Source organism: uncultured Tenacibaculum sp., from assembly GCF_947504135.1.
GTDB lineage: Bacteria > Bacteroidota > Bacteroidia > Flavobacteriales > Flavobacteriaceae > Polaribacter.
This window is the reverse complement of the sequence record NZ_CANNGG010000003.1, coordinates 115,401-142,086: the sequence shown is the minus strand read 5'-3', so window position 1 is coordinate 142,086 and position 26,686 is coordinate 115,401. Positions and strand designations below refer to the sequence as shown.

24 protein-coding genes are annotated in these 26,686 nt (G+C 31.7%); 13 read left to right on the top strand and 11 right to left on the bottom strand.

Annotated features, from left to right (window positions below; genetic code table 11):
• Positions 1-54 precede the first annotated feature (54 nt).
• Positions 55-2,190: a TonB-dependent receptor gene (locus Q0663_RS06850; protein WP_299008553.1), complete on the top strand. Its 2,136-nt coding sequence runs from the start codon at positions 55-57 to the stop codon at positions 2,188-2,190.
• 11 nt (positions 2,191-2,201) lie between these two features.
• Entirely contained in the window at positions 2,202-3,287 is a 1,086-nt protein-coding gene (locus Q0663_RS06845; RefSeq protein WP_299008547.1) for an HmuY family protein, read from the top strand.
• 91 nt (positions 3,288-3,378) lie between these two features.
• Here the strand turns inward: Q0663_RS06845 and uvrA are convergent, their stop codons facing one another.
• Positions 3,379-6,171 (bottom strand): excinuclease ABC subunit UvrA, encoded by a 2,793-nt coding sequence (gene uvrA / locus Q0663_RS06840; protein WP_299008544.1) that lies wholly within the window; start codon positions 6,169-6,171, stop codon positions 3,379-3,381.
• Between the two features lie 234 nt (positions 6,172-6,405).
• Between uvrA and Q0663_RS06835 the strand changes: the two genes are divergently transcribed.
• Entirely contained in the window at positions 6,406-6,987 is a 582-nt protein-coding gene (locus tag Q0663_RS06835) for a sigma-70 family RNA polymerase sigma factor (protein WP_299008541.1), read from the top strand.
• 239 nt (positions 6,988-7,226) lie between these two features.
• Here the strand turns inward: Q0663_RS06835 and nth are convergent, their stop codons facing one another.
• A complete protein-coding gene (gene nth / locus Q0663_RS06830; RefSeq protein ID WP_299008539.1) occupies positions 7,227-7,883 on the bottom strand; it encodes an endonuclease III in 657 nt (218 codons plus the stop codon).
• A gap of 109 nt (positions 7,884-7,992) precedes the next feature.
• On the opposite strand from nth, the gene bcp reads away from it, so the two are divergent.
• A complete protein-coding gene (gene bcp / locus Q0663_RS06825) occupies positions 7,993-8,445 on the top strand; it encodes a thioredoxin-dependent thiol peroxidase (protein WP_299008536.1) in 453 nt (150 codons plus the stop codon).
• 73 nt (positions 8,446-8,518) lie between these two features.
• Here the strand turns inward: bcp and Q0663_RS06820 are convergent, their stop codons facing one another.
• Genes Q0663_RS06820 through Q0663_RS06800 form a run of 5 tightly spaced genes read right to left on the bottom strand, consistent with a single transcriptional unit; the run spans position 8,519 to position 13,672 of the window.
• Positions 8,519-9,454: a sterol desaturase family protein gene (locus tag Q0663_RS06820; RefSeq protein WP_299008534.1), complete on the bottom strand. Its 936-nt coding sequence runs from the start codon at positions 9,452-9,454 to the stop codon at positions 8,519-8,521.
• A gap of 54 nt (positions 9,455-9,508) precedes the next feature.
• On the bottom strand, positions 9,509-10,147 hold the full coding sequence (locus tag Q0663_RS06815) for an alpha/beta hydrolase-fold protein (protein WP_299008531.1): 639 nt from the start codon (positions 10,145-10,147) through the stop codon (positions 9,509-9,511).
• A gap of 3 nt (positions 10,148-10,150) precedes the next feature.
• On the bottom strand, positions 10,151-10,477 hold the full coding sequence (locus Q0663_RS06810) for a hypothetical protein (protein WP_299008528.1): 327 nt from the start codon (positions 10,475-10,477) through the stop codon (positions 10,151-10,153).
• 4 nt (positions 10,478-10,481) lie between these two features.
• Positions 10,482-11,741, bottom strand: a complete 1,260-nt coding sequence (locus Q0663_RS06805) for a dihydroorotase family protein (RefSeq protein WP_299008525.1) — start codon at positions 11,739-11,741, stop codon at positions 10,482-10,484.
• Positions 11,738-13,672 carry a BatA domain-containing protein gene (locus Q0663_RS06800; RefSeq protein ID WP_299008522.1) on the bottom strand — a complete coding sequence of 645 codons (1,935 nt, stop codon included), beginning with the start codon at positions 13,670-13,672 and terminating at the stop codon, positions 11,738-11,740. The genes Q0663_RS06805 and Q0663_RS06800 overlap by 4 nt, the downstream gene beginning before the upstream one ends.
• Positions 13,673-13,793: 121 nt before the next feature.
• On the opposite strand from Q0663_RS06800, the gene Q0663_RS06795 reads away from it, so the two are divergent.
• From Q0663_RS06795 to rlmF, 3 genes are read left to right on the top strand one after another with little or no spacing between them, the layout of a single operon-like run.
• Complete coding sequence (locus Q0663_RS06795; protein WP_299008519.1) at positions 13,794-14,459, top strand: class I SAM-dependent methyltransferase; 666 nt, start codon at positions 13,794-13,796, stop codon at positions 14,457-14,459.
• On the top strand, positions 14,459-16,054 hold the full coding sequence (gene bshC / locus Q0663_RS06790) for a bacillithiol biosynthesis cysteine-adding enzyme BshC (protein ID WP_299008516.1): 1,596 nt from the start codon (positions 14,459-14,461) through the stop codon (positions 16,052-16,054). Before Q0663_RS06795 ends, bshC begins: the two co-directional genes overlap by 1 nt.
• Complete coding sequence (gene rlmF, locus Q0663_RS06785; RefSeq protein WP_299008514.1) at positions 16,054-16,908, top strand: 23S rRNA (adenine(1618)-N(6))-methyltransferase RlmF; 855 nt, start codon at positions 16,054-16,056, stop codon at positions 16,906-16,908. Before bshC ends, rlmF begins: the two co-directional genes overlap by 1 nt.
• Before the next feature lie 130 nt (positions 16,909-17,038).
• Here the strand turns inward: rlmF and Q0663_RS06780 are convergent, their stop codons facing one another.
• The 4 genes from Q0663_RS06780 to meaB all read right to left on the bottom strand — a co-directional run bounded on the left by Q0663_RS06780 (position 17,039) and on the right by meaB (position 21,224).
• The gene (locus Q0663_RS06780) at positions 17,039-18,880 is read right to left on the bottom strand and encodes a PLP-dependent transferase (protein ID WP_299008512.1); all 1,842 of its coding nucleotides are present in this window, start codon (positions 18,878-18,880) and stop codon (positions 17,039-17,041) included.
• Between the two features lie 99 nt (positions 18,881-18,979).
• Entirely contained in the window at positions 18,980-19,726 is a 747-nt protein-coding gene (locus Q0663_RS06775) for a hypothetical protein (RefSeq protein ID WP_299008509.1), read from the bottom strand.
• A 43-nt stretch (positions 19,727-19,769) separates the two neighbouring features.
• Positions 19,770-20,111, bottom strand: a complete 342-nt coding sequence (locus tag Q0663_RS06770) for a tRNA-binding protein (protein WP_299008506.1) — start codon at positions 20,109-20,111, stop codon at positions 19,770-19,772.
• A gap of 39 nt (positions 20,112-20,150) precedes the next feature.
• Complete coding sequence (gene meaB / locus Q0663_RS06765; RefSeq protein ID WP_299008503.1) at positions 20,151-21,224, bottom strand: methylmalonyl Co-A mutase-associated GTPase MeaB; 1,074 nt, start codon at positions 21,222-21,224, stop codon at positions 20,151-20,153.
• Between the two features lie 100 nt (positions 21,225-21,324).
• Between meaB and Q0663_RS06760 the strand changes: the two genes are divergently transcribed.
• From Q0663_RS06760 to lgt, 6 genes are all read left to right on the top strand, one after another.
• Entirely contained in the window at positions 21,325-21,873 is a 549-nt protein-coding gene (locus tag Q0663_RS06760) for an RNA polymerase sigma factor (RefSeq protein WP_299008501.1), read from the top strand.
• The gene (locus tag Q0663_RS06755; RefSeq protein ID WP_159490063.1) at positions 21,866-22,432 is read left to right on the top strand and encodes a hypothetical protein; all 567 of its coding nucleotides are present in this window, start codon (positions 21,866-21,868) and stop codon (positions 22,430-22,432) included. The genes Q0663_RS06760 and Q0663_RS06755 overlap by 8 nt, the downstream gene beginning before the upstream one ends.
• Positions 22,413-23,882 carry a hypothetical protein gene (locus Q0663_RS06750; protein ID WP_299008488.1) on the top strand — a complete coding sequence of 490 codons (1,470 nt, stop codon included), beginning with the start codon at positions 22,413-22,415 and terminating at the stop codon, positions 23,880-23,882. The genes Q0663_RS06755 and Q0663_RS06750 overlap by 20 nt, the downstream gene beginning before the upstream one ends.
• A gap of 108 nt (positions 23,883-23,990) precedes the next feature.
• On the top strand, positions 23,991-25,472 hold the full coding sequence (gene cysS / locus Q0663_RS06745; RefSeq protein ID WP_239178975.1) for a cysteine--tRNA ligase: 1,482 nt from the start codon (positions 23,991-23,993) through the stop codon (positions 25,470-25,472).
• Positions 25,473-25,709, top strand: a complete 237-nt coding sequence (gene yidD / locus Q0663_RS06740) for a membrane protein insertion efficiency factor YidD (protein WP_073181389.1) — start codon at positions 25,473-25,475, stop codon at positions 25,707-25,709.
• Positions 25,710-25,793: 84 nt separating this feature from the next.
• Complete coding sequence (lgt, locus tag Q0663_RS06735) at positions 25,794-26,654, top strand: prolipoprotein diacylglyceryl transferase (RefSeq protein WP_299008477.1); 861 nt, start codon at positions 25,794-25,796, stop codon at positions 26,652-26,654.
• Positions 26,655-26,686: the final 32 nt, after the last annotated feature.

Here is a 26,686-nt window from a genome sequence, read left to right as displayed (position 1 = left end):
ATTTTATTTAGATTGGTTTAAAATAAAAGATATATTTGCAGAAAATTATTAAGAATGTTTCTAAATAAAGCTATTGGAGTTTTGTCATTGTTTGTTACTATGTTGTCTTTTTCCCAAGAAGAAATTAAGCAGGATAGTGTTTATTATAATAGTCTTGAAGAAGTTGTAATCACAGGACAATACAATCCTCAATCAATAAAGAAGTCTGTATATAACGTAACAGTTATAGATAGAAAACAAATAGAAAAACAGGCAGCTAATAATTTAGCTGATTTGTTAAACTTCAAATTAAACTTAACAGTAGTGCCAAATGCTCAGTCAGGGAAATCTACTATTTCGCTATTTGGTTTAGACTCTCAATACTTCAATATTTTGATTGATAATATTCCTTTAGTAAGTGATAATGGACTGGGAAATAATATTGATTTAACTCAAATTAATTTAGACGATGTTGAGCGAGTTGAAATCGTTGAAGGAGCTATGGGAGTGGAGTATGGAGCAAACTCAGTATCTGGAGTTATTAACATTATAACTAAAAAATCTGCTCGAAGTAAATGGAGTATAAAAACATCGTTACAAGAAGAAACAGTTAGCAATGAATTTGCTCTTTTTAATAAGGGAAGACACATACAAAGTGTAAATATAGCACATAACTTTTCTGATAAATGGTTTGGTAGAATTAGCTTTAATAGAAACAAATTTGCTGGTTTTTATGATAATAGAAAAGGAAGAGATTATTATGAAAACGATAGTTTAAGAGGTTATAGCTGGTTGCCAAAAGAACAGATTAATACTAACGGGTTTTTAAACTATAAAAATGACCGATTTAATCTAAGTTATCGATTTAATTATTTTAATGAACTTATAAATTACTATAATCCAAGTGTAAGAGCTAATATAAATACAGATACACAAACTAGCAATCCGTCAGCTACAGATAGAGTTTTTAAAACTAATAGGTTTGTAAATAGCATAATCGTAAACGGTAATTTAAAATCGGGAAGTTCGTATTCTTTCTCAGCTTCATATCAAACACAAGATAGGTACTTAAACGAGTTCAATTATTATATTTTGAATGGAGATAAAACCAATGAAGTCGATGAAGTTTATCAGTCAAGTGAAGTTTTCTTTTCGAAAGGAGCTATTTCAAATTTCATAAAAAGCAATCGCCATAATTTTCAATTAGGATACGAAACACGCTACATAAGCGGTTTTGATACACAAGCATCAGGCAGTGTTACGCAACAAGATAAAAAGCGAACACAAAATAATTATGCTTTATATGGTTCTTCTGAAATTAACTTTTCAGACTCTTTTATGGTTCGTCCGGGGTTGCGATTTGAATATAACTCCCTATTTCGTTCAAAACTTTTAGGTTCATTAAGCCTTCGTTATCTATTAAAAAATGGTTTTGAACTTAGGGGTAACGTAGGAACCTCGTATAGAACCCCAAATTTTGAAGAATTATACTACTATTTTGTAGATTCTAATCATGATGTAAGAGGGAATGAAGACTTAAACCCAGAAAATGGATATTCCGCTTCATTGAGTTTAAAGAAAAAAAGTTGGTTTGATGGTTCAAGTTTATCATTATTAAATAGCGTAAAAATTGATTATATAGATGTTGATGATAAAATTGATTTAGCAATTGTAAACTCTTCACCACTACAATATCAATACATAAACATTGATGCATATAAGCTATGGGGAATTTCATCAACTAATACAATAAAAGCTAGCAATTGGGTATTTAATTTAGGGGCAACTGTACAAGGAATATCTAGAATAGCGAATAATGAAGCGAATGCAGAAAATGATTTTTTATACTCATTTCAGCTAAATACAAGTGCTACTTATGAAATAGAAAAGTGGCAAACAGCATTCACAGTTTTATTAAAACATAACGGAAGACAACAAAACTATATTGCTTCGGGTACAGATAATGAAGGAAATTCAATTTTCTCAAAATCTACGATAGCATCCTACAACTGGTTAGATGCTTCTATGAAAAAATCATTTTTTAAGAACAAGTTAGAAACAACTTTAGGAGCTAGAAACTTATTTGATGTTACGAATGTAAATGTCAATAACGTAAGCAGTGGAGGAACACACTCGGCAAATAATAATACTCTTTTGCTGGGGTACGGACGATCATACTATTTAAAACTATTATATAATATCAATTTTTAAAATTAATAATCATGACAAACAAGATTTTATCATTTTCTTTATTAGTAGCAGCTTTCTTATTAACAAGCTGTTCTAGTGATAATAATTTACCTTCAGACCCTATAAAAGTAATAATAGAAGGGGCAACTGTAGCACCAGAAATAGGAGGGCCTAACCAACCTAATCAAGTATATGTAGATTTAAGTACCAATACTACAACAAACGTAAAAAGAGATTCTTGGGATTTAGGCTTTTACTCAGGAGATAAGTTTAAGGTTGTTTTAAATGGAGCTATTTATATGGCTGCAGCTCAGTTATCTTCTACAAATATAAATGCTGTAAACTCTTCAACTCAAGAGGTTAAAGATTTACAGCCTAAAGTAGCTGTGGGTACTTTTGATTCTGAAAGTTCGGCGTATATTGATGCTCCTAATGGAGACATAAATACTACTGCAATAGCTGAAATATCAGATAATGATGAAGATAATAAAGTGTACTTAGTAAATTTAGGATACGAGATAGGTACAGAAACTCCAGCTGTAGGAGGAGTAGATATTTCTGATGATTCTAGAGGTTGGAAAAAAATTAGAATATTAAAAGAAGGCAGTACTTATGTTCTACAATATGCAGATTTAGATGCAACTACACATAATGAAGTTGTAATTACTAAAACAGAAGGTTTTAATTTTACTTTTTTTAGCTTCAATACTGAAAATACTGTAAATGTTGAACCTAAAAAAACTGAGTGGGATTTAAACTTTACCGTTTTTACGAATGAAATTCCAGGTTACGGGGCATATGGTTATTCAGATTTTGTAGTAAACAATTTAAAATCTAATGTAAAAGTGTATATGATTGACACAGAAGCAGAAGATTATACATACAATACTTTTTCATTGACAGATGTAAATTTAGACAGCTTTGAAAATGATCAACGTAGTATTGGTAGTAGTTGGAGAAATGGTGGAGGACCAGGAACTTTACCTTCTCTTAAAGATAATGTCTTTTATGTATTAGAAGATACTGATGGTAATTTATATAAACTAAAGTTTTTAGCATTAACAAACGAAGCTGGAGAAAGAGGTTATTCTGAGTTTGTGTATAGCTTATTAAAATAATTAAGAGTTTCTTATTTATTAAATTTTGTTAATTTTTGTTGTGAAAGGCTGTCTAACCGAAAGGTTGGGTGGCTTTTCTAGTTAAAAAGGTTTAGTTAATGAGTTTTTCAGCCAAATATTTAGAGGTGTATGATTTTTTATTTTTAGCTAATTCTTCAGGGGTGCCTGCAAAGATTAAGTTTCCGCCTTTTTTTCCACCCTCTAAACCAAGATCAATAATATAATCAGCGCATTTAATCAATTCAATATTGTGTTCAATAACAATAATTGAGTGTCCTCGCTCAATTAGCGCATTAAAAGAAGCTAATAATTTTTTAATATCATGAAAATGCAATCCAGTTGTGGGTTCATCAAAAATAAACAAAGCTTTGTCTTTGGTATTTCCTTTTACTAAAAACGAAGCTAGTTTTATACGCTGTGCTTCACCACCAGAAAGGGTAGAAGATGACTGGCCTAATTGTACATAACCGAGTCCAACATCATGTAAAGGCTTTAATTTTCGGGCTATTTTGGTTTGTTTGTGTTTTGTAAAAAAAGCAACGGCATCATCAATTGTCATGTTTAAAATATCATCAATCGATTTTCCCTCAAAAGTTACTTCCAGTACTTCTTTTTTAAAGCGCTTACCACCACAAGTTTCACATTCTAAATGTACATCGGCCATAAATTGCATTTCAATAGTAACTTCTCCTTCACCTTTACATACTTCACATCGACCACCATCTACATTAAAAGAAAAATGTTTAGGTTGGTAATTTCTTATTTTAGATAGTTTTTGAGACGAAAGTAGCTTACGAATATCATCATACGCTTTTATATACGTTACAGGGTTAGAGCGTGAAGAACGGCCAATAGGATTTTGATCGATAAACTCTACATGCTTTAACAAGTCAAAGCTACCCGTAACATCAGTATGTTGCCCTAGTTTTTCACCATATCCGATTAGCTTTTTTTGCATAGCAGGATACAGAATTTTCTTAACCAAGGTACTTTTACCACTACCTGAAACTCCTGTAATAACGGTTAAATTGTTAAGTGGAAAAGAAACATCAATGTTCTTTAAGTTATTTTCACGAGCACCAATAATATCAATAGAATTTTTTGAAGTTCTTCTACTAGTAGGGATTTCAATTTTTAATTCTTCAGATAAATATTTAGCTGTAAGGGACTCAGATTGTAAGATATCTTTAAAAGTTCCTTCGGCAACAACATTTCCACCATAAGTTCCTGCTTCAGGACCAATATCAATAATGTAATCAGCCTCTTTCATGATATCTTCATCATGCTCAACTACAATTACGGTGTTACCTAAATCACGTAGATTTTTTAACACGCCAATGAGTCTTTCCGTGTCCTTTGGGTGTAATCCAATACTTGGTTCATCTAAAATATACATAGAACCTACTAACGAACTCCCTAAGGAAGTAGCTAAATTAATTCGTTGACTTTCTCCACCTGATAGCGTGTTAGACGTTCTATTTAACGTTAGATAGCTTAAACCAACATCTGTTAAAAACTGTAAACGATTATTAATTTCGGTAAGTAAACGTTTACCAATTTTTTCTTCGTATTTGTTTAATTCAATATTATTGAAGAATACCGCTAACTCATCAAGAGGCAGGGTTACTAATTCATCAATAGTTTTACCGTAAACTTGAACGTAGTTGGCTTCTTTACGCAAACGTTTACCGTTACACTCTGTACATTTTGTTTTTCCGCGATAGCGAGAAAGCATTACACGGTTTTGAATTTTGTAACTTTTTTCTTCTAATTTTTTGAATAAATGATTAATTCCTTTAAATTTTTTAGTTCCATTCCAAACCAAGTCTTTTTGTTCATCTGTAAGTTCAAACCATGGTTTATGTATAGAAATTCCGAATGCTGAAGCATTTAGAATTAAATCATTTTTATATTTTTTGTAACTATCTGTTTTAAAAGGGAAAATAGCATCTTCGTAGATAGATAATCCTGTGTTAGGAATTACTAAATCTTCATCAATACCAATTACATCTCCGTAACCTTCACAGGTTGGACAAGCTCCGTATGGGTTATTAAAACTAAATAAATGAGTGTTTGGTTCTAGGAACGAAATTCCGTCTAACTCAAATTTGTTACTGAACTCAGTGGTACTGTTATCTGATAAGTTTTCAATAAAACAGATTCCTTTTCCTTCAAAAAAAGCTGTTTGAATAGCATCACCAAGACGGTTGTAAAAATCTTCTTCGTGTTTTACAACAATCCTATCAACAACTAATTGTAATTGGCTTCCTTTAAAATCTTTTACTGGGAATTCATCAATTCTGTATACGGTATCTTGATATTTTAAACGAGCATACCCTTGCTGTGTTAATACTTGTAAAACAGTCTTTATATCTCTGTCTTTATTAATATGTATAGGAGCAAGTAATAATAGTTTTGTGCGTTCCTCAAAAGTTTTTACATGATTGATAACGTCAGAAACAGTGTGTTTTTTTACTTCATTACCCGAAATAGGAGAGAAGGTTTTACCAATACGTGCGAATAATAATTTAATATAATCGTATATCTCTGTTGATGTACCAACTGTTGAACGTGGATTAGTAGCGTTTACTTTTTGTTCAATAGCAATAGCAGGCGCAATTCCTTTAATGTAATCAACTTTTGGTTTGTGTAGTTTTCCTAAAAACTGACGAGCGTACGAACTTAAACTTTCTACATAACGACGTTGTCCTTCGGCATATAGAGTATCAAATGCTAAAGAAGACTTTCCAGATCCCGAAAGTCCAGTAATAACGACTAATTTATTACGAGGGATAACTACATCAATGTTCTTTAAATTGTGCAGTTTAGCTCCTTTGATTATAATGTTTTCTTTAGGGTTTACAGTTGAAATGTCAGTCTTCATGTGCTCAAAAAATAAGCGATAAAAATACCAATTTTTAAGTGATTTTAACGTGGTTATAACAGTGTTTTTCTCTTTTTTGTGAGTTTTTTTGCTTTTATTAATAAAAAATTCAATATTTGTAATTCATTATTAATCAATAAATAAATAAAGGCCTATAGCATAATAATTACTTTATAACTTAATATCCCTTAACAAGAAGAGAACGAATTAGTTCCCCTTCAAAAAGTAATTATTATGAAAGACATAATCGACGATAGTGTTTTAGTAAAAAACTACATTAACGGCAACGAACTAGCCATTGAATTATTGATTAAACGACACCAACAACGTCTTTATAGCTTTATTTATAGTAAAGTACAAAATAGAGATACTACAGAAGATATTTTTCAAGACACCTTTATCAAGGTAATAAGAACGCTAAAAAAAGGAAATTATAACGAAGAAGGTAAATTTTTACCTTGGGTTATGCGTATTGCTCATAATTTAATTATAGATTATTTTAGAAAGAACAATCGCATGCCAACGTTTAATAATACAGAAGAGTTTGATATTTTTTCGGTTTTAAGTGATGGAGCATTAAATGCTGAAGGAAAAATTATTAAAGAACAAATTTTAAACGATGTCAAAGAGTTAGTTGAAGAATTACCAGAAGAACAAAAAGAGGTTTTAAAGATGCGTATTTATAATGACATGAGTTTTAACGAAATATCGGAAAATACAGGTGTTAGCATCAATACAGCATTAGGAAGAATGCGTTATGCTTTGATTAATTTGAGAAAAATAATTGAAAAAAATAAAATTATTTTAGTCAGTTAAACAATATTTGGAAAAATGCATCGTTAATTCATTGATTATAAGTTATAAATAAGGGGTTATATGATGCAAATTTACTCAGAAAAGTCTTCAGACTTTACTATGGAACCAAAACAAGAAACAGTTCAATATTTGATTAATTTTTCTAAATCGTTAAAAGTAGTTAAAACGAAATCAAACTATCTCATTGAATTGAATTTGAATTAAGAGTGGAAAAAGCTTCAACAAGGTTGGGGCTTTTTTTAGGCTTTCTTTTTGTTATAATCGTCTATTACCGATTTTCTTCCTACCGTTTTTGTAATAATATCATTTTCTAATTTCCAACCTCGAGCAGGAGAGTACTCTCGTCCGTAATAAATAATTTGTAAGTGTAATTTATTCCATAATTCTTTAGGGAATAAACGTTTTGCATCTTTTTCAGTTTGTGAAACACTTTTTCCGTTAGATAAATTCCAACGATACATTAATCTATGAATATGGGTATCTACAGGAAAAGCAGGAATATCAAAAGCTTGCGACATTACCACACTAGCTGTTTTGTGTCCTACAGCTGGTAGTTCCTCTAAAGCATCCATAACAATAGGAACTTCACCATTATGTTTTTCAATTAAGATTTTAGATAAACCGTGAATTCCTTTCGACTTCATTGGTGATAAACCAACAGGTTTGATAATCTCTCTAATTTCATCAACAGTAAGCTTTACCATATCATACGGATTATCAGCTTTTTCAAATAATAATGGGGTAATAGTGTTTACACGAGCATCAGTACTTTGAGCAGACATTAATACAGCAATTAATAATGTGTAAGGATCTTTATGGTCTAAAGGGATGGGAGTTTCAGGATATAACTCTTCTAAAGTATCTATAACAAATTGTACTTTTTCTGCTTTTGTCATTGCTTTATAAAATTTGAAAAGATCAAAGGTACAAAGAAGCTTCGTATGTTTTATGGATAATCAAAATCAACTTTGTAACTTTGACTTTATAACTTTGAAACAAAATAATATGACAACACTAAAAATAGGAGATAAGGCACCAAATTTTGAATCGGTAGACGAAAAAGGTAATGCGGTTAAACTTTCTGATTATGCAGGAAAAAAACTAGTACTATTCTTTTACCCAAAGGCAAGTACACCAGGTTGTACAGCAGAAGCTTGTGACTTACGTGATAATTACAAAACTTTTTTAGCAAAAGGGTATGATGTTTTAGGGGTAAGTGCAGACTCAGCAAGACGTCAACAAAATTTTATTAATAAAAATGAATTACCTTTTCCTTTGTTAGCAGATGAAGATAAAGAGGTAATCAATGCATTTGGAGTTTGGGGGCCTAAGAAATTTATGGGAAGAGAATATGATGGAATTCACCGTACTACTTTTGTAATTGATGAAAAAGGAGTAATTGAAGATGTAATTACGAAAGTAAAAACAAAGGAACACGCAAATCAGATATTAAAATAATAGTATATCTATTTAATAAAAGAAAAAAGTCGAGTATTTACTCGACTTTTATTTTTTGTGGACTTACCCTAAATTATTCTGTAGGTTTTATTACTTCTGTAGCGGAGGCAAGTTCTTTTTGTAATTCTCTACTTGTTTTAGTGCTACCGTCATGACTCCATCCTGGGGGCATAAACACGTATTTTAGTCGTGTTGTAAAAGGTAAATTCTTTTTTCGTTTAAAGAAGTCGTTAAAAATTTCTTTCCATTCATGGAAGATAATGTTAATAGGTCCCTTGTCTTCTAATGGTTTGGTTAAACCATAACGTAATTTTTCATATTCAGTTTCATCCTCTTCAGCTTGAAAAGTTCCAAAAATACGATCCCAAATAATTAAGACCATTCCCATATTTTTATCAAGGTATTTGGTATTTGAAGCATGATGCACTCTGTGATGAGAAGGAGTTACAAAAATATATCCCCACCAACCTAATTTACTTTTAATAAAGTTAGTATGACATAAGGTTCCGTAGTTTTGATTCATGGCATATGCAAACATAATATGCAACGGCATAACACCTAGAAAAGCTAACGGTAAAAAGAACATATACCTAAACAAAGGCTGTAAAACTGGAGATCTAAAACCAGTTGAAATGTTGTAAAATTCAGAGTTGTGATGCGTTACGTGTACAGCCCAGAAAAATCGTGAATGATGATCTACATAATGGTGTATGTAGTACAAAAAGTCTTGACCAATAAAAGCTAATAACCAATATGCCCATGACATGTTACCTTCCCAGTCGATAATTCTGTATTGGTAACAAAACCCCATAATGGCAAAAGAAACAACCTTCATTAGTAAATCTAAGCTAAAGTTAACTAAAGCAAAGTAAACATTAGTAGCTGTGTCTTTAAAATCGTAGTTTTTAGCTTTAGCTCTATAACTAAAGTACATTTCAATTAAAATTACTGAAATGAAGAAAGGAGCACTCCAATAGTATAATATATCTTGATTGAATATGTTGCTCATGCCATTTTTTTAGATTGCAAAAATATTAAATTTAATCAATTTAACTGTTAAAATTTATAGTCTTTCCACGATCCAGTTTTTAAAACTATAGAAGTTTTGAGGAGCTACTCCGTGACCTACGGGGTATTCTGAATATTCATTTTTTAACTTTAAGTCTTTCAGTATAATAGGAGCTTTACGTGCCCAATCTATAGGAAGAACTTGATCTACAGTTCCGTGAGAAATATAATAATCTGTTGTAATAGAGTTGTCTATTTCAGTAGGTAATAACTCTTCGTTAATATAGCCGCTTAAAGCAACTACATGTTGTACTTTGTTAGGGTATTTAAAACTTAGCGCATAACTTAAAATAGCTCCTTGGCTAAATCCTAATAAAAATGTTTTATCAGGGTTGGTGTTGTATTTCTGTTTGATTTCGTCTATAAGAGAAGCAATCTTATCAACTGATTCAGCTGCTTGTTTTAAATCAGAGAACTTACCGTTAATTGAATCAAAATTTATAGCATACCAAGCATAACCACCATAGCCCATATCGTGAGGAGCTCTAGCGCTTACAATTAATAAATCGTCTGGTAATTCTTCTGCAAATGAAAATAAATCTTGTTCGTTGCTACCATATCCGTGTAATAAAATTAACAACGGAGGGTTAGCGTTAGAGGTTTTAGGTTCTCTTACAATGTATTGTAAACTCATGTATTAAATTCCTTTAAATAGGTTTTGAAATTGTTCACCAACAACTGGTACAAGCTTTTTTTCTCCTTTTAAAACTGCTAAAAGGCTAATTAACCAAAGTACAAATAATAGTACTCCTACAGCCCAACCTATTGTATTTCCTAAATATTTATAAACAATCCACATATTCGCCATGTACAATATATTTAGCCCTAGCATTTGCCTAATGTAAAAACTAGCAAAAGCATTTTTTTTGTTCATGTTTAAAACGAAAGCTATGATAAGTCCTATAATTGTGAAGTGGCTAATAATTGCTTCAGTTTTTCCTTCGTTTACTGTTAGATTTTCCATGATTCTATGAGTTTAAAATTAGTTGACTATTATTGTAAATACCATAAACTTTTCCTTCTAGCTTTTTCCCTAGAAAGATACTGTTTTTCGAGGTAGAAACAATATTTTCCTTAGAGAAAGTATACGCTCCATCAGGATTAAAAATAGACAAACTAGCTTTTTCATCTTCTTTTATGGAAGCTAATTCAACATTAAAACGTTTTCTAGGATTGTTAGATAAACAGTTGATGATAGTTTCTAAATCTAATACAGTATTTAACGCTCCAAAAGCACTTTCTAAACCAATAGTACCGTCTTTTGCAGTAGAAAATTCTACTTTTTTATGTTCAATATCAATAGGATTATGATCTGATGTAATTATATCAATAACTCCTTCTTTTACCCCTTGTATTAAAGCTTTTCTATCTTCTTCTGTACGTAGAGGAGGATTTACTTTTTTATTAGCTTCAAAACCATGTAGCTCGTCATCTGTCAATACTAAATTATGTACAGCAACACTACACGTTACATCTAAGCCTTTTTCTTTTGCTTCTTTAATAAGTTGAACAGACTTAGCAGTTGAGATAGTAGGGATGTGTAATTTTCCGCCTGTGTATTCTAACAAAAATAAATCGCGAGAAATTTGGATTTCTTCTGCAAGTGCAGGAATTCCTTTCAATCCTAAAAGCGTACTGTTTTTTCCTTCATTAGCAACACCTTCACCAGCAATTAAATTGTTTTTAGGAAAGCTTAGTACCAATCCGTCAAAATTTTGAGCATATAACAATACTATCTTTAACAAATTATCATTGCTAACGGGTTTGTTATAATCACCAAAAGCAATAGCTCCCGATTGTTGCATGTCGTACATTTCAGACATTTCAACACCTTTACTTTGCTGTGTTAAGGCTCCAATAGGATGAATGCTGGTTGCCGCTCCGTTTACTTTATTAATTAAAAACTCTATGGCTGATTTATTATCAACAACAGGATTGGTATTTGGATTGATAGCTACATGTGTAAAACCACTTTTAGCCGCCACTTGAACACCATGTTGCAAGGTTTCTCGCTCTTCATAACCAGGTTCTCCAAAAGAAACGCTCGTATCAAACCAACCTGGTGATACATGAAGATTCTCAAGCTCTATAACTTGATAAGTTTCTTCACTAGCAATGTTGTTGTCAATTTTGGTAATAATACCGTTGGTAATTAAAATATCTTTAGTTTGTTGGTGGTAAGGACTAGAAGCATCTATTATTGTTGCCGATTTAAGCAGCGTTGTCATGGTTTAAAGAATTTTAAAATCAAAATTTCTAAAAGCAAAGATACAATAGCTAAGCCCAAAAACCATTTCCAAAGCCATTGAATTTTGTTTTCATCATTAATACTTTCCAAGGTGTTTTTAACTGAAGTAGATATAGTCATATTATTAGCTTCAGAAAATGTTAAAAAATCTAAAGCACTTTCACTTTTGTTATAATTAAAAGCAACATTTCTAAGCACATTATTTCCTTGCTGTATTTGATAAAAGCCGGCAACTAAAGGTTGATCTTTAGTTGTAATACGTGTTTTATTTTGAAAAGTTTGTTGCAAAGGAATAAAAGAACCTTTGCTACTAACAATACTTAAAACTTCATCTTTACCTAGTTGTTTATCAATATCAATAGTGTTTTGTTTGTCTATGGTATAATACAATTCAGAAAGTTGTAAACTCTGTTTTCCTATGTTATAAAAAACAGGTACAATCAAAGGAGAGTTGGTAAAATTACTATTGTCTTTATTTAGAGGAGCTGCTACCCAATACATAGAAGTATTTGGCAGATTAATCTGTTTAATAAACCCTTGTTTGTTTTCAAAAGAAATAATGTTACTAGCATTCTTAAATTCTGAATTAAAAGAAGTTTTCACAAACGGATATTGGAAGTTAGCAACTTTCTTTTCGAAAACATTTTTTAAAAGAGGGTGATTATAATTAATCGAAGTAACTTTTAAACTATCATTCTTTTTAGAAAGTAACTTTCCTGTATTTAGCTTTCCGAAAAAGTTGTTATAAGAAGAAAGTGCTGATTCTTTATTTGGAATTATAACAAGATTTCCACCTTTTTTAGTGTAATTATCTAAACTATTCAGAAGTGTTTCTGGAATACTTTCCAACTCATTTAATACAATAAGATGTTGCTTGTCTATCAAATTATAGTTGGCATTTTGTAGCGTAGAAGAAGTAAAGTTAAACTCTTCTTTGGTATAAATTCGCTGTAAGAAGTTATTTAATTCTCCAATTGCTAATACATTAATTTTTTCGTTAGCATTAATGGTAAAATAAAACGAATTATCAAACCCATAAGTGTCGTTAAAATTAATAGCAACTCTACCTAAAAACACAGGGATTTTTACAACAGAAAAAGTAACCTCTGTAGTCTTGTTTTCCTCAATACTAAAGGTTTGTTTATTTAATAACTTGTCATTATTGTATATAGCAATAGGAATGTCATTTTTAGCATTTCCTTGATTTCTAACAACAATATGTACGTTGAAATTAGAACTTCCATTGTCATCTACAAAAATACTATCAATAGAAATGTTGCTTTTTTGTTCAGGTACTAACTTTACAAAAGAAGTATTTTCAGGGGCATTGTCAGTTTCTTCTTTTTTAATATTTTGAAAATCAGAAATTACAATGTTTTTGGTAGATGAAGTTATAGACTTTTGCTCACTAGTCATTTTTAAAAAAACATCCGCAAGGTCTCTACTTTTTGCGGTATTTGTTGTTTTTAACAACTCTTCTTTTAGTTCAGAAGCTGTTTTATTTGCGTAAAAATGATCGTTTGTAAGTAAAGAATAACTTGTTCTATCAGTAGAGTTTTCAATAATTTCTTGGGTAGCAATTTGTAATAAATTACCTTTTTGTCCAATAGCGTTAGTACTTAAAGAATTATCAAGATACATAAAAAAATGTTGCTCTTCATTTGCTTTATGGTTGCTAAAATATGGCTGAGCAAATGCAAAAATAAGGGCAGCGAGTAGCAGTAAACGAGTAGTTAAAATCAGCCATTTTTTTATACGAGAACTTTTACGTGTTTGTAATACTAACTTTTGTAAAAAAGCTACATTGGTAAACGGAACTTTTACAAATCGCTGTAGTTGGAACAGGTGTACCAAAATAGGAATGAGTAAAAAAACTAAGAAATATAAAATCTCAGGATGTTTAAACTGCATAATTGTAATTTACTAACTGTAAAAATACCTAAATAGATGGTTTAAAAAAGAATGTAGTTAAAAATCTGTTAGAAGTGTGGTAAGTTTTCGACAAAGGATTAAATTTTCCTATTTTTGAACTATGACTACAAAAGAGAGTGAGTGTAACATTCCGGGAGAAATTAACTATAAAGAACACTGGAATGCAGCCTATGTAAAAAATCCAACTGAAAAACTAGGATGGTTCGAAGAAAGTTCGAAAGAAACTATTGAATTATTAAAGGAATCTAACGTACCAAAAGACGCTAAAATCTTAAACGTTGGTGTTGGTTCGTCTATGTTAATTGATGAGCTAGTAGCCGATGGATATTCAGGTTTAATAGCAAATGATTTATCTGAAAAAGCACTAGCCGATGTAAAAAAACGATTAGGAGAAAGTGCATCAAAAGTTAACTTTATAACAGATAATTTAGTGGCTTCAACCCAACTACAAGATCTTGAAGAAGTTGATGTTTGGAACGATAGAGCAGTACTACATTTTTTTTTAAAAGAAGAAGAACAAAACGCCTATTTTAACCTGTTAAAGAAGCTTGTAAAAGTTGACGGATTCGTAATTATTGCTGTTTTTGCTTTAGACGGAGCAGAAAAATGTTGTGGACTGCAATTAAAACGTTACAATACGGAAATGCTACAAGAAAAATTAGGAAACGATTTTGCTTTAGTCAACAGTTTTAATCACACATTTGTAAATCCGTACGGAGGAGAACGTCCGTATGTTTACACACTATTTCAAAGAGCTAATAAGTAATGAACATAACCAATATCCCTTATAAAAACACAGGATTCTTTTCTAAAACAATGGAGGACTATTTAAAGGCTGATGAAAAAATTCAACCTTTTTATAACCGTTATCCGAGTTTACGAAACTTTGAAAAGCAACTAGAAGAAAAGAAAGAAAATCCTATATCGAGTACTCAAAGAAAAAGACTGGTTGAAGTATTGAGAAAGCAATACAAAGATGTTGATTTATCTTTTGAGACACAAAAAAATATAGAAAGTTTACTAAAAGAGAATACGTTTACAATAACAACAGGACATCAGCTGAATTTGTTTACGGGACCGTTATATTTTCTGTATAAAATTATATCAACCATAAACATGTGCGAGCATTTATCAATGCAATTTCCTAATGAGAATTTTGTACCTGTATATTGGATGGCAACAGAAGATCACGATTTTGAAGAAATTAACTTCTTTAACTTTAAAGGAAAAAAAGTACAGTGGAACTCTGACCAAAAAGGACCTGTAGGACGTTTTACAACCGAAGGGTTACAAGATGTATTTGAAGTATTTGCTGAACATTTAGGAAGTTCAAAAAATGCTATTCAAATAAAAGAACTCTTTGAAAAAGGATATTTACAGCACAAAACATTAGCAGATGCAACCAGATATATAGCTGACAAACTTTTTGGAAAATATGGTTTGGTAATTTTAGATGCTGACGAAAGAGAATTAAAAAGAGCGTTAATACCTTATGTAGAGTACGATTTGTTACATGAAACTTCTTATAAAGAAGTTTCGAAAACAATTACAGAACTAGAACAATCATATAAAATACAAGTAAATCCGCGTGAGATAAACTTGTTTTATATTACCGATAGGATTCGTGAACGTATTGTTCTTGAAAACGGAATTTACAAAGTAAACAATACAGATATTTCTTGGACAAAGGATGAAATCTTAGACCATTTACATAGTCAGCCAGAATGTTTTTCGCCAAACGTAATTATGCGTCCACTATACCAAGAGGTAATTTTACCGAACTTATGTTACATAGGTGGAGGAGGAGAGTTAGCGTATTGGTTAGAGTTAAAGGCATATTTTGATAAAGTAAATGTTCCGTTTCCTATTTTGTTATTAAGAAACTCAGCTCAAATACTTTCAGAAAAGCAGTTAGGTAAGTTAGAAAAACTAAACGTTTCAGAAGAAGAACTCTTTTTAAAACAAGACGACTTACTAGCAAGAAAAGTGTTGGCTAACGGCGATACTAAGGTAGATTTTACCAAGAAAAAACAGTTTTTACAACAACAATTTGATGATTTACGTGAGCTAGCTAAAAAAACCGATGTTTCTTTCTTAGGGGCTGTAAATGCACAAGAAAGAAAGCAGGTTAAAGGGTTAGAAAACCTTGAAAAAAGATGGTTACGAGCAGAAAAACGACGTCAAAAAGAAATGGTTGAAAGAATCGTAGCTTTGCAAAACGAATTATTGCCTAATCAAAGTTTAGAAGAGCGTCAACGTAATTTTTCTGAGTTCTATTTAGAGTATGGAGCAGACTTCATAACAATTCTAAAAGAAAACTTACATCCGTTACAATTAGAGTTTACCCTTATTACACTTTAATGAGCACAAAAAAAGGATTACATCCTAAAAACATACACAACCAAGGATACGACTTCACGCTATTAGTAGAAAAGTACCCGAAACTTTCTGAATTTATCATTGAAAAATTTGAGAAGGAAACCATCGATTTTTCTGATCCAATAGCAGTAAAAGAGTTTAATAAGGCATTATTAACAGCTCATTATAATATTAAACATTGGAATTTTTCTGATGAGAATTTATGTCCACCAATACCAGGAAGAGTGGACTATATTCATCATTTAGCTGATTTAGTTGCAGGTGAGGAAAATGTAACGGTGTTAGATATTGGTACAGGGGCAAGTTGTATTTATCCTTTGTTGGGAATTGCAGTATACGATTGGAATTTTGTAGCAACCGATATCGATTTAGATTCGTTAGATTATGCTCAAGATATTATAGATGATAATGGTTTTACTGATAAGGTTGAATTAAGACAACAGTTTAAAGAAGAACATATCTTAGAAGAAATTATAGAAGAAGGAGATGCTTTTACAATAACTATGTGTAATCCTCCATTTTATAAATCGGCAGAAGAGGCGAGAGGAGCCAACCGAAGAAAATCTAGAAACTTAGGAAACAATGCAGTACGTAATTTTGCAGGGAACTCAAACGAGCTATGGTATATAGGTGGAGAAAAAGCTTTTTTGCATACCTATTTATATGAGAGTTCTAAATATCCGAAAGTAAGTAAATGGTTTACAAGTTTGGTTTCTAAAAAAGAAAACGTAGAAAGTTTACAGAACTCAGGTAAGAAATTAGGAGTTAAAGAGTTTAAAGTAGTTCCTATGCACCAAGGAAACAAGGTAACGCGTATAGTGTGTTGGAGGTTTTAGAGAGATGTTAGAATACAAGTAATTAATAAACGTCATTTCGAGTGATAACGAGAAGTCTTACTAAGGATAGTAACTCCCATTGTTAAGATTTCTCAGTCGTAGACTACTTCGAAATGACGTTTTATTATTCTTAAATACCTTTTACAAAGTCTAAGAAAACTTTTTTATGAAGCTCTAAATCCATATTAGGAGATAGTGCCACACGGGCAATATAATCTTTATCACCTTCTTTGGTGGTTCCTTGTGTTGAGGTTGCTGGAATCGTCCAATAACAACCTTTTAATTGTCCGTAGCTTACACAATACTTACTTTCATTCGGAATTTCAGTAATCATTAAATTGATAAGCTTTAAGTTTAAAGCTCTTTTATAGGCTTCTTTTTCTTCCGCAGTATTCCCTTTGGTAGGAAGGTCTAACGAAAATACTGATGGTGTAAATCCTTGCGCAGCTAGTTCTTCTGAAACAAAATTGATTTTAGCATCAGGTAATACTTCATGAATAAAGTTTACAAACTCACGCGTGTTTTTATAAGCATCACTAATTCGTTGCGTCATCGAAGGCATTTGTGCAGCTAATATTTTGTATTGAAGCGGTGTAGCCTCGTTATCGCAAATGTGTAAGTGCTTTTCTATTTTTTTGATTAATGCGTTGGTTGTTTTATTTCCAACACAGTATCCAGCAGTACATTTTCCACCACTAGGGAATTTTGATCCACTAGCAAACGAAATAGTTCTAATATTGGCTAACATGTCTGTATCTCCTAAAAAGTGAACATTCGGACAAAAAGTTTGATCTAAAATAAACACAGGATCAACCGCTGTTTCACCAGTAGGAGTCGTACGTTTTTTACTCAAAACATCTCTTAAATCGGTAAGATTAGGTACTTCTACTCTTGGGTTGGTCGGAATTTCTGCAATGATATACGGAATCGCATCTTGTGCTGCAATGTTGGTTAACACGGTATCGATACTTTCTACCATATCATTGTCTCCATCAACAGGCAAATCAACAATGTCTACGTTGTTTAAACAAGCAGCAACACGTCTTGCTTGGTCGTTTGTACCACCATAACAGTTTGGAGGCACTACAATTTTAATAGCTTTCCCTTTATGGTTTTCAAGAGCATCATCAATCAATCCCATTAAAATAGCATATTGTATTGAAAGTCCACTTGATGCTACTAACGCTTTTGTACTGGTGTTGGTAATTTCATTGATGAGTCTCTCAACCTTTGCTTTGTTTTGTGCTACATTAGTAACCGTAACATCATACGGCTCATCGATAAGGCTTTTTAATGCTTTTAACGAATTAGCAGGAGTCATTGCAATGGTTTCTCTTCTTCTTACATGTTGAATGTCTGAAATATAAGAGTCGTTTTGCTCACCGTTTACCAATAAAAAGCTTCCTAATTCAGGGTGTGTGTTGATGTAAAAATCAACGTTTGGTACAATGGTAAAGTTGCAAATAGTTTCTTGTTCAACAATCAATACGGTGCTGCCGTCAAACTCAGGAATAGCTTCAACACTATCCACCTTTTTTAATTCAAACTGATATCCGTAAACGTTCTTAATTACCTCTGCATCAAAAAAGCTAGGGATTTCATTGGTGTACACTATTTGCGTGTTTTTATTAGCAAACAAGTTCGCTCTTAACACAGCCAATACAGGAACTGTTTGTGACGAAAAACTAATTACATTTGCTGCTTTTGTGTTGTATAGTTTGGCTATCGTCCACTCTAATACCGACGATAACGGATGCCCTAAACGAATATAATCGTATGCAGTTGGCAACTTGCTTAAAGCTGAAGCAGTAGCATCGTTGTTTTTATACAAATCTTCAAACTGTTCTAAAAACTGAGTTTTGGCTAGTTTTTCTACATAAATATCCAGACGGTGCGTGGTTAAGTTTAACCAATCTGCTGGCATATTTTCTACAACATTTTTTATATAGGTATGTAAGTTTTTGTCTTGCATTATAGGTGTCTTTTAATAAGACTGCAAGATACGGTTATTTGGAATTTTTAGAAAGTGAATAGAGGGGAGTTTTGTTGAGTTTTCAGTAAAATTTTTTAATTAACCTTTTTGTCTAAAATCTAAAGGGAAAGGATAATGTGTGATATACTTATTCAAAATAATCGGTAATTTTCTGGTCTTATCAATTTTGTTATAATGTTTGAAGTTGGTTATCTCAGTAACTTCCATTATCCTATTTGGATTATCAATATTTAATACAAAACCAAAGGGAGGGTATACAAATTCACAAACCATACCATGAATATTTGTATAATGAAATTTTCCATTTTTTATATGGCCTTCATTATTTAAATACATATAAAAACGATATTTATCAGGAAGCGATTCTAATTCAGGTTTTTTAATAAAGTCAATTAGTTCTGGATAAGAATTTGTAAAAGCAGGTTGGTTACTACAAACAAAAATTGAAGTTATTTGCTTTAAAAATTTTAAAAGATTTATATCAGATATGTCAAATTCAAAAGATTTAACATAATTATCTTCATATTTATTGAGTATACTCATAGCAATATGTGAAAACTTTTTATATTCTCTAACATACATTTGTCCTAAAAAACCATTACAATTTACACAAAGACAATATTCTCCTAAGCCTCCTTGCTCTATTTTTAGGTTAGGTTTTTCATTCTTATATTGTTCAAAATTTTGGTAATAATCTATAGAGCTAATAGTATAAAATCTATTATTTTTATTAAAGGCTGATTTAGGAGGGATATGTTCGAAACTAAGTTCTTTTTCCTGTTTACATATTCTGCAAGTACCTTTTATAGTTTTTTTAGTTTTCATTTATTAAGAGTTTACTCATAAACAATTTTAGATAAACTAAACTTTACCCAATTTTTGTTCCGTTTTTAACAGCACGTTCGGCAGTTAAAAGCGTTACTTCTTTATCATCACCTAAGCCGCCTAATACCAAGCATTCGCTCATCATATTGGCAATTTGTTTTTTTGGGAAATTTACGACTGCTACTACTTGTTTTCCTATCAAGTCTTCGGGTTGGTATAGTTTGGTGACTTGTGCAGAGGTTTTTTTAATTCCGTAGTCGCCAAAATCTACTTGCATTTTATAGGCAGGGTTTTTAACTTCTTTAAAAACTTCAGCAGAAATAATCGTACCAATGCGCATTTCTACTTTTGCAAAATCGTTCCAAGTAAGTGTATTCTCTTCCATATGTTTATAACTCTATAAGAGAGTCTGTATTTTTATTAATTATTTGTTGCCTAACAATCGTTTTGCAGCTGTAAACGGTGTGGTTTTTCCGTTTTCTAGTTTGGCAACTTCTTGTTGTAACAATTCTTTAATTTTTGGGTTGTTGTAAAAATTACTTTTTAATTGTTGGTTAATGGTTTCTAACAACCAATAGTTGTTCTGTTCGTTTCTTTTTTGTTGAAAATAGCCTGAATTTTTAGCTAACGTAATGTATTCATCAATCATCGTATGAATAGCATCAATTCCTTGATGATGAAGTGCACTAGCCAACAAAACTTTGGGTTGCCAACCACTATCTTTAGGTGGATATAAATGTAAGGCTCTGTTAAACTCCACTTTGGCAATCTTCGCATTTTTTTCGTTACCGCTGTCTGCTTTGTTAATCACAATAGCATCTGCCATTTCAATAATTCCGCGTTTAATTCCTTGTAATTCATCACCAGCACCTGCCAACTTCAACAATAAAAAGAAATCGGTCATCGAATGTACCGCAGTTTCTGATTGACCAACACCTACAGTTTCTATAATAATGGTATCAAATCCTGCTGCTTCACATAAAATAATACTTTCGCGTGTTTTTTGAGCTACTCCACCCAGTGAAGTCCCAGAAGGAGAGGGACGGATAAATGCGTTTTCATCAGTAACCAATTCTTCCATACGTGTTTTATCACCTAAAATGCTTCCTTTATTAACAGAACTACTTGGATCTACCGCTAAAACAGCTACTTTTTTTCCTAAAGAAGTTAAATGCTTACCAAAAGCTTCAATAAACGTACTTTTTCCTACACCTGGAACACCTGTAATTCCAATTCTAACCGATTTATTGGCATACGGTAAACAAGCTTCTAAAATTTCATTAGCTTGTTGTTGGTGTTTTGGGTTTGTACTTTCCACTAACGTAATAGCTCTACTTAAAAAAGGAATATTACCAGCAATTATTTGAGTAACAAATTCTTCAGTTGAGGTAGTTTTTCTTCTGTTACGTTTTATTTTTTCTGCAGATGATTTACTGGTGGTTTCAGGCTGAGAAACCCCGTCTTTTTCAGAGAGTGCAGATGTGTCTTTGTCGGTCATTATGTAGGTAAAACAAAATAATAACGTAAATTTAGAAATAAAAATGCAGGAAAATGCAACGCGGCGGAAAAAGTCTCGTATTTAGGGTAAGAAATCAAGAATGAAATCAACCAAACAGTTACATCAATCGGTAATAGATGCCTGTAAAAACAATGATGCAAAAGCACAAATGCAATTGTATGATTTGTATTGTGATGCCATGTATACAGTGGCGTTACGGTATGTAAAAGATTCTTTTATAGCGGAAGATGTGATGCAAGAAGCGTTTGTAAAAGCATTTAAAAATATTGATTCATATAAAGAAGGAGTAGCGTTTGGTGCTTGGTTAAAAAGAATCGTTATCAATCAAAGTATTGATTATTTAAAGAAGAGAAAATTAGAATTGATTTCGATTAATGAAGAAATTACCACAGTAGCAGATGATGATAATTGGAATGTAGCTTCAACGATATCGTATCAGGATATTGTAAACTGCATTCAACAATTAAAAGAAAAGTATAGAGTTGTGTTAACCCTGTTTTTATTAGAGGGGTATGATCATAGAGAGATTTCGCAAATATTAGGAATTTCGGAAGTGAGTTCGAGAACACATTTATTAAGAGGAAAAAGACAAGTGCAAGAACAATTAAAAGCAGTACACCATGTCTAAAGATATTAGAGAAATACTAAAAAACAATGTTGAAAACACCGAGAGGTTATCAACAAATCACAGACAGCGTTTTCAACAAAAGTTGATGGATGAATTGCATTCAACACCATCAACAAAAAAATCATATCAGTGGTTGTATATAGCAGCATCCATTGTGTTGTTGGTGAGTTTGGGAATTCAGTTTTACCCAACTAATACTGTAAATCCAATAATAACTGAGCTTCCAAAAGAAACTCAAAATCAAATTAGTTTAGGAACCATATCTCCTGAGTTAAAAACGGTGGAAGATTACTATGTAAATACCATTAATTACGAACTAAGTCAGTTAGAATTAACTGAAGATAATAAAGAACTTTTTGATGGTTATTTAATTAAAATAGGAGAATTAACCAAAGAATATAAATCGTTAACCGAAGAGCTCAATACAAAAGGAATTAATGACGATACTATCAATGCATTGATTGGAAACCTGCAATTACGTTTACAGCTGTTAAAACGTATGCAAAAACAATTACAAGAATTTAAAAATCCAACTCAAAATGATATTCAAACAATTTAAAATCAGTGTTTTTTTACTGTTAGTAACTAGCGTTGTATCTGCACAGAAATACGATAAAAAGTTTAGTGAAAATTTTAAAACAAGTAAAGACGTAGTAGTTAATATCAATGCATCTAATGCAGATGTAGATGTAACTACATGGAATGAAAATGAAGTTTCAGTAGAAGCAGTTGTAGAAGTTGAAGGGCTAGATAAAAAAGAAGCTCAAAAATATTTAGACAACTGGAAATTTGAAGCCCTAGGGAATAAAAGTAAGGTGCAAATTAATGCCAATAGAAATAGTTTTAGAATAGGAAGAGACAATATTGTATTCTTCAATTCATCAGACAATAATTACCCAAGAATATTTGAGTATGATACAGAAAGTGAAGTTGTAGTAATACCAGAAATACCAGAGATAAGTATCCCAGAAATGCCTGAGATTCCAGAAATGTCTGAAATTGAAATTCCAGAAATTAATTTTGAAAAGTTATTTCAAGATGTGGATTTTGATGTAGAGGAAATGTTTGAAAATGAAGAGTTTGTGAGGTTTAAGTGGAAAGATGGCAAACATAATGTAAATATAAACTCAAAAGAAGAATGGGAGGAATTTAAGAAAACGGAAGTATATAAAGAATATCTTAAGAATAATAAAAATTCTAAAATAAAGATGTTTTTCTCAAAAAACCATCAAGTTCTCAATGAAAAAAAATTAAGAGACGAACTAAAAAGAGTTAAAAGTGAGCTTAAAAAAATGGACAGAGAAAAAATTCAAAAACAATTAGCAAAAGCGAGAGAGGAAATGAAAAAGACTCGTATGAATTATTCTTTCTCTTCTGACAGTAATAACCTTATGATTAATGGAAAAAAAGTAAAAATCACAAAGAAGATTACAATAAAAGTCCCAAAATCAGCAACATTTGACTTGAATACACGTCACTGTAAAGTAAAACTACCAAAAACCAAAGCTTCAGGAAAGGTTAGTTATGGAACTTTTAAAGCTGACGCACTTGACGGTGGAAAATTAAATATTTCATTTTCACCAGTAAACATAAATTCATTAAACGCTTGTACGTTGTTCTTAAATAATGTAACCGATGCTCAATTAGCATCGGTTACCAATACAACCGTAAACTCTAATTCATCTGAAGCCATACTAAACAACGTTTATAAAGATGTAAATGTAAATAGTGAGTTTAGTGAACTTGTAATTATGAAAATTCATCCTAATTTTAATACTTTTAAAGTAGTTTTAAACTCAACAAAAGCAGTATTAGATCTCTCAAGTGTCAAGAAAAATTTAGTCTATACAATAGATGATAAGTCTCCAAATTTTCAATCAGAACCTTCTATGAGGTTATATTTTAATAAACCAGAAAAAAACATCAATGGAAATTTTACAATTTTATCTAATGATAAAAAGATTGAGGTAATAGGTAAATACAGCCAATTAAAAGTTAAAAATCAATAAGAAATACAAACAGAATTACTTTTTATTTCTACAAAATTGCTACCAAATTCTTTTTCTATATTCTTTATAAAGTGCCTATCTTAGCGTTTGCAAATAGTCATTTTTACTATGGAATTATACAAAGAAAATCAACTTAAAATATATAACTCTTTAACCAAATCAAAAGAGCTTTTTAAACCAGTAACCGAAGGACGCGTAGGAATGTATGTATGTGGTCCTACAGTATATAGCAACGCCCATTTAGGAAACGTACGAACTTTTATGTTTTTTGATGTGGTGTATCGTTATTTATTACACCTTGGGTATAAAGTGCGTTATGTGCGTAATATTACCGATGCTGGTCACTTAGAAAACGATGCAGATGAAGGTGAAGACAGAATTGCAAAGAAAGCACGATTAGAGGAGATTGAACCGATGGAGGTAGTGCAACGTTATACAGTTGATTTCCATAATGTATTAAACAACTACAACTTTTTACCACCAAGTATAGAGCCTACCGCTACAGGTCATATTGTAGAGCAGATTGAAATGATTAAAGAAATCATGGAAAAAGGTTTTGCTTATGAAGTAAACGGTTCGGTGTATTTTGATGTGTTAAAATATAACGAAACAGGCAACTACGGAATCCTTTCTGGTAGAAAATTTGAAGACGCTATTCACAATACAAGAGCGTTAGACGGACAGTCAGATAAAAGAAATCCGCAAGACTTTGCGCTTTGGAAAAAAGCAGACGATCGTCATATCATGCGTTGGCCTTCACCTTGGAGTGATGGTTTTCCAGGTTGGCATTTAGAATGCTCAGTAATGAGTACAAAGTACTTAGGTGAACAATTTGATATTCATGGTGGAGGAATGGATTTAAAATTCCCGCATCATGAGTGTGAAATTGCACAATCGCAAACCTGTAGTGGTGTAAAACCAGTAAATTACTGGATGCACACCAACATGCTATTGTTGAACAGTCAAAAAATGGCAAAGTCAACAGGGAACTTTATTTTACCAAATGAAATTTTAACGGGAGAAAATAACATCTTAGGAAAACCGTTTTCTGCAAGTGTGGTTCGTTTTTTCAATATGCAAGCGAACTATAGAAGCATTTTAGATTTTTCAGGAGAAGCGTTAGAAGCAGCTGAAAAAGGACATGCAAAGTTAATGGAAGCTGTAGATTTCTTAGATAAAATTGAAGCAGGTAGTTCTTCTTCATTTGATGTTGAAAAATGGAGACAAGATTGCTACGATGCTATGAATGATGATTTTAATACACCTATTTTAATAGCACATTTATTTGAAGCAGTAAAAGTTATCAATCAAATAAAAGAAGGAAAGGCAAGTTTAACTACCGATGACTTAGACGTGTTTAAAAATACAATCAATGCGTTTGTTTTTGATGTATTAGGATTAATGAATGAAACTTCAGAAGGAAATAATTCAGACAAACTAAGTGGCGTAGTTGAAATGTTAATTAGCATGCGTAAAGAAGCACGTGAAAATAAAGATTGGGCATTGTCGGATGAAATTCGTGATAGATTACTGGAATTAGGTATTCAATTAAAAGACGGTAGAGAAGGAACAACGTTTACAGTTAATTAATTGAAAAAAATACTAACATATCCGTTTATATTACTAGTTCGATTTTATCAAACAGCCATATCTCCGTTTACACCAGCAACATGTAGATATTCACCAACGTGTTCAAGCTACACAATTGAAGCGTTACAAAAACACGGATTGTTTTACGGTGGTTGGTTGGCATTGAAAAGAATTTTCAGTTGTCACCCTTGGGGAGGAAGCGGTTACGATCCTGTTCCAGAGAAAAAAGAAAAATAATAGTCATTTTATACTGTTGAGCAACCTCAGAAACAAAGAAACTCAATAGTGTTTTGGATTGACACAAAAACTAAATTAAAGTAGATGAATTTTTTATCCATAGTGTGGGATTGGAACCCAGAAATAATAAACTTAGGAGGTTTTGGTATTCGTTGGTACAGTTTAATGTTTGTAGCGGCGTTTATTTTAGGACTTCGATTAATGAAAAAGATTTACATTAACGATAATATTCCTATAGAAAAATTAGATCCGTTATTTATGTACGTATTCGTTTCTATGTTAATAGGAATGCGTTTAGGTGATGTGTTTTTTTATAGCTGGGATTATTACCAAAACCACTTACTAGAAATCATATTACCAATTAAAAAACAAGAAGGAGCTTCGGCTTTATTCGGATTGTTAGATGGATGGAAATTTACAGGGTTTACAGGATTTGCAAGTCACGGAGCAGCAATAGCAATTCCAATAGCCATGTACTTTTACGCTAAGAAACACTTACAAAAACCATGGTTGTTTATTTTAGATAGATTAGGAATTATGGTAGCCTTAGCAGGATTTTTCATCCGTTTCGGAAACTTCTTTAATTCTGAAATTTACGGAAAACCAACAGGAAGCAGCTTTGGAGTCATCTTTAAAAGAGCAGGAGAGACGGTACCACGTCACCCAACCCAATTATACGAAGCATTTAGTTATTTAGTACTATTCTTTGCTTTATGGTATTTCTATTGGAAAACAGATAAGAAAAATCAAACAGGCTTTTTATTCGGGCTGTTTATGGTTGTGTTATGGACGTTACGCTTTGTAATAGAGTTCTTAAAAGAAGCACAAGTAGAAGGACGTGAAGATTGGGTTTTCAACTCATTAAACACAGGTCAGGTATTAAGTATTCCACTAGTGTTAATCGGTTTTTGGTTAATGTTTAGAAAAACTAAAGCAACAGCTTAAAACAATAAAAAAACTCCAAGTGAAAGCTTGGA

Coding starts and splice junctions, on each gene's coding strand:
- Q0663_RS06850 (WP_299008553.1), top strand. CDS start 55: ATGTTTCTAAATAAAGCTATTGGAGTTTTGTCATTGTTTGTTACTATG.
- Q0663_RS06845 (WP_299008547.1), top strand. CDS start 2,202: ATGACAAACAAGATTTTATCATTTTCTTTATTAGTAGCAGCTTTCTTA.
- uvrA (WP_299008544.1), bottom strand. CDS start 6,171: ATGAAGACTGACATTTCAACTGTAAACCCTAAAGAAAACATTATAATC.
- Q0663_RS06835 (WP_299008541.1), top strand. CDS start 6,406: ATGAAAGACATAATCGACGATAGTGTTTTAGTAAAAAACTACATTAAC.
- nth (WP_299008539.1), bottom strand. CDS start 7,883: ATGACAAAAGCAGAAAAAGTACAATTTGTTATAGATACTTTAGAAGAG.
- bcp (WP_299008536.1), top strand. CDS start 7,993: ATGACAACACTAAAAATAGGAGATAAGGCACCAAATTTTGAATCGGTA.
- Q0663_RS06820 (WP_299008534.1), bottom strand. CDS start 9,454: ATGAGCAACATATTCAATCAAGATATATTATACTATTGGAGTGCTCCT.
- Q0663_RS06815 (WP_299008531.1), bottom strand. CDS start 10,147: ATGAGTTTACAATACATTGTAAGAGAACCTAAAACCTCTAACGCTAAC.
- Q0663_RS06810 (WP_299008528.1), bottom strand. CDS start 10,477: ATGGAAAATCTAACAGTAAACGAAGGAAAAACTGAAGCAATTATTAGC.
- Q0663_RS06805 (WP_299008525.1), bottom strand. CDS start 11,741: ATGACAACGCTGCTTAAATCGGCAACAATAATAGATGCTTCTAGTCCT.
- Q0663_RS06800 (WP_299008522.1), bottom strand. CDS start 13,672: ATGCAGTTTAAACATCCTGAGATTTTATATTTCTTAGTTTTTTTACTC.
- Q0663_RS06795 (WP_299008519.1), top strand. CDS start 13,794: ATGACTACAAAAGAGAGTGAGTGTAACATTCCGGGAGAAATTAACTAT.
- bshC (WP_299008516.1), top strand. CDS start 14,459: ATGAACATAACCAATATCCCTTATAAAAACACAGGATTCTTTTCTAAA.
- rlmF (WP_299008514.1), top strand. CDS start 16,054: ATGAGCACAAAAAAAGGATTACATCCTAAAAACATACACAACCAAGGA.
- Q0663_RS06780 (WP_299008512.1), bottom strand. CDS start 18,880: ATGCAAGACAAAAACTTACATACCTATATAAAAAATGTTGTAGAAAAT.
- Q0663_RS06775 (WP_299008509.1), bottom strand. CDS start 19,726: ATGAAAACTAAAAAAACTATAAAAGGTACTTGCAGAATATGTAAACAG.
- Q0663_RS06770 (WP_299008506.1), bottom strand. CDS start 20,111: ATGGAAGAGAATACACTTACTTGGAACGATTTTGCAAAAGTAGAAATG.
- meaB (WP_299008503.1), bottom strand. CDS start 21,224: ATGACCGACAAAGACACATCTGCACTCTCTGAAAAAGACGGGGTTTCT.
- Q0663_RS06760 (WP_299008501.1), top strand. CDS start 21,325: ATGAAATCAACCAAACAGTTACATCAATCGGTAATAGATGCCTGTAAA.
- Q0663_RS06755 (WP_159490063.1), top strand. CDS start 21,866: ATGTCTAAAGATATTAGAGAAATACTAAAAAACAATGTTGAAAACACC.
- Q0663_RS06750 (WP_299008488.1), top strand. CDS start 22,413: ATGATATTCAAACAATTTAAAATCAGTGTTTTTTTACTGTTAGTAACT.
- cysS (WP_239178975.1), top strand. CDS start 23,991: ATGGAATTATACAAAGAAAATCAACTTAAAATATATAACTCTTTAACC.
- lgt (WP_299008477.1), top strand. CDS start 25,794: ATGAATTTTTTATCCATAGTGTGGGATTGGAACCCAGAAATAATAAAC.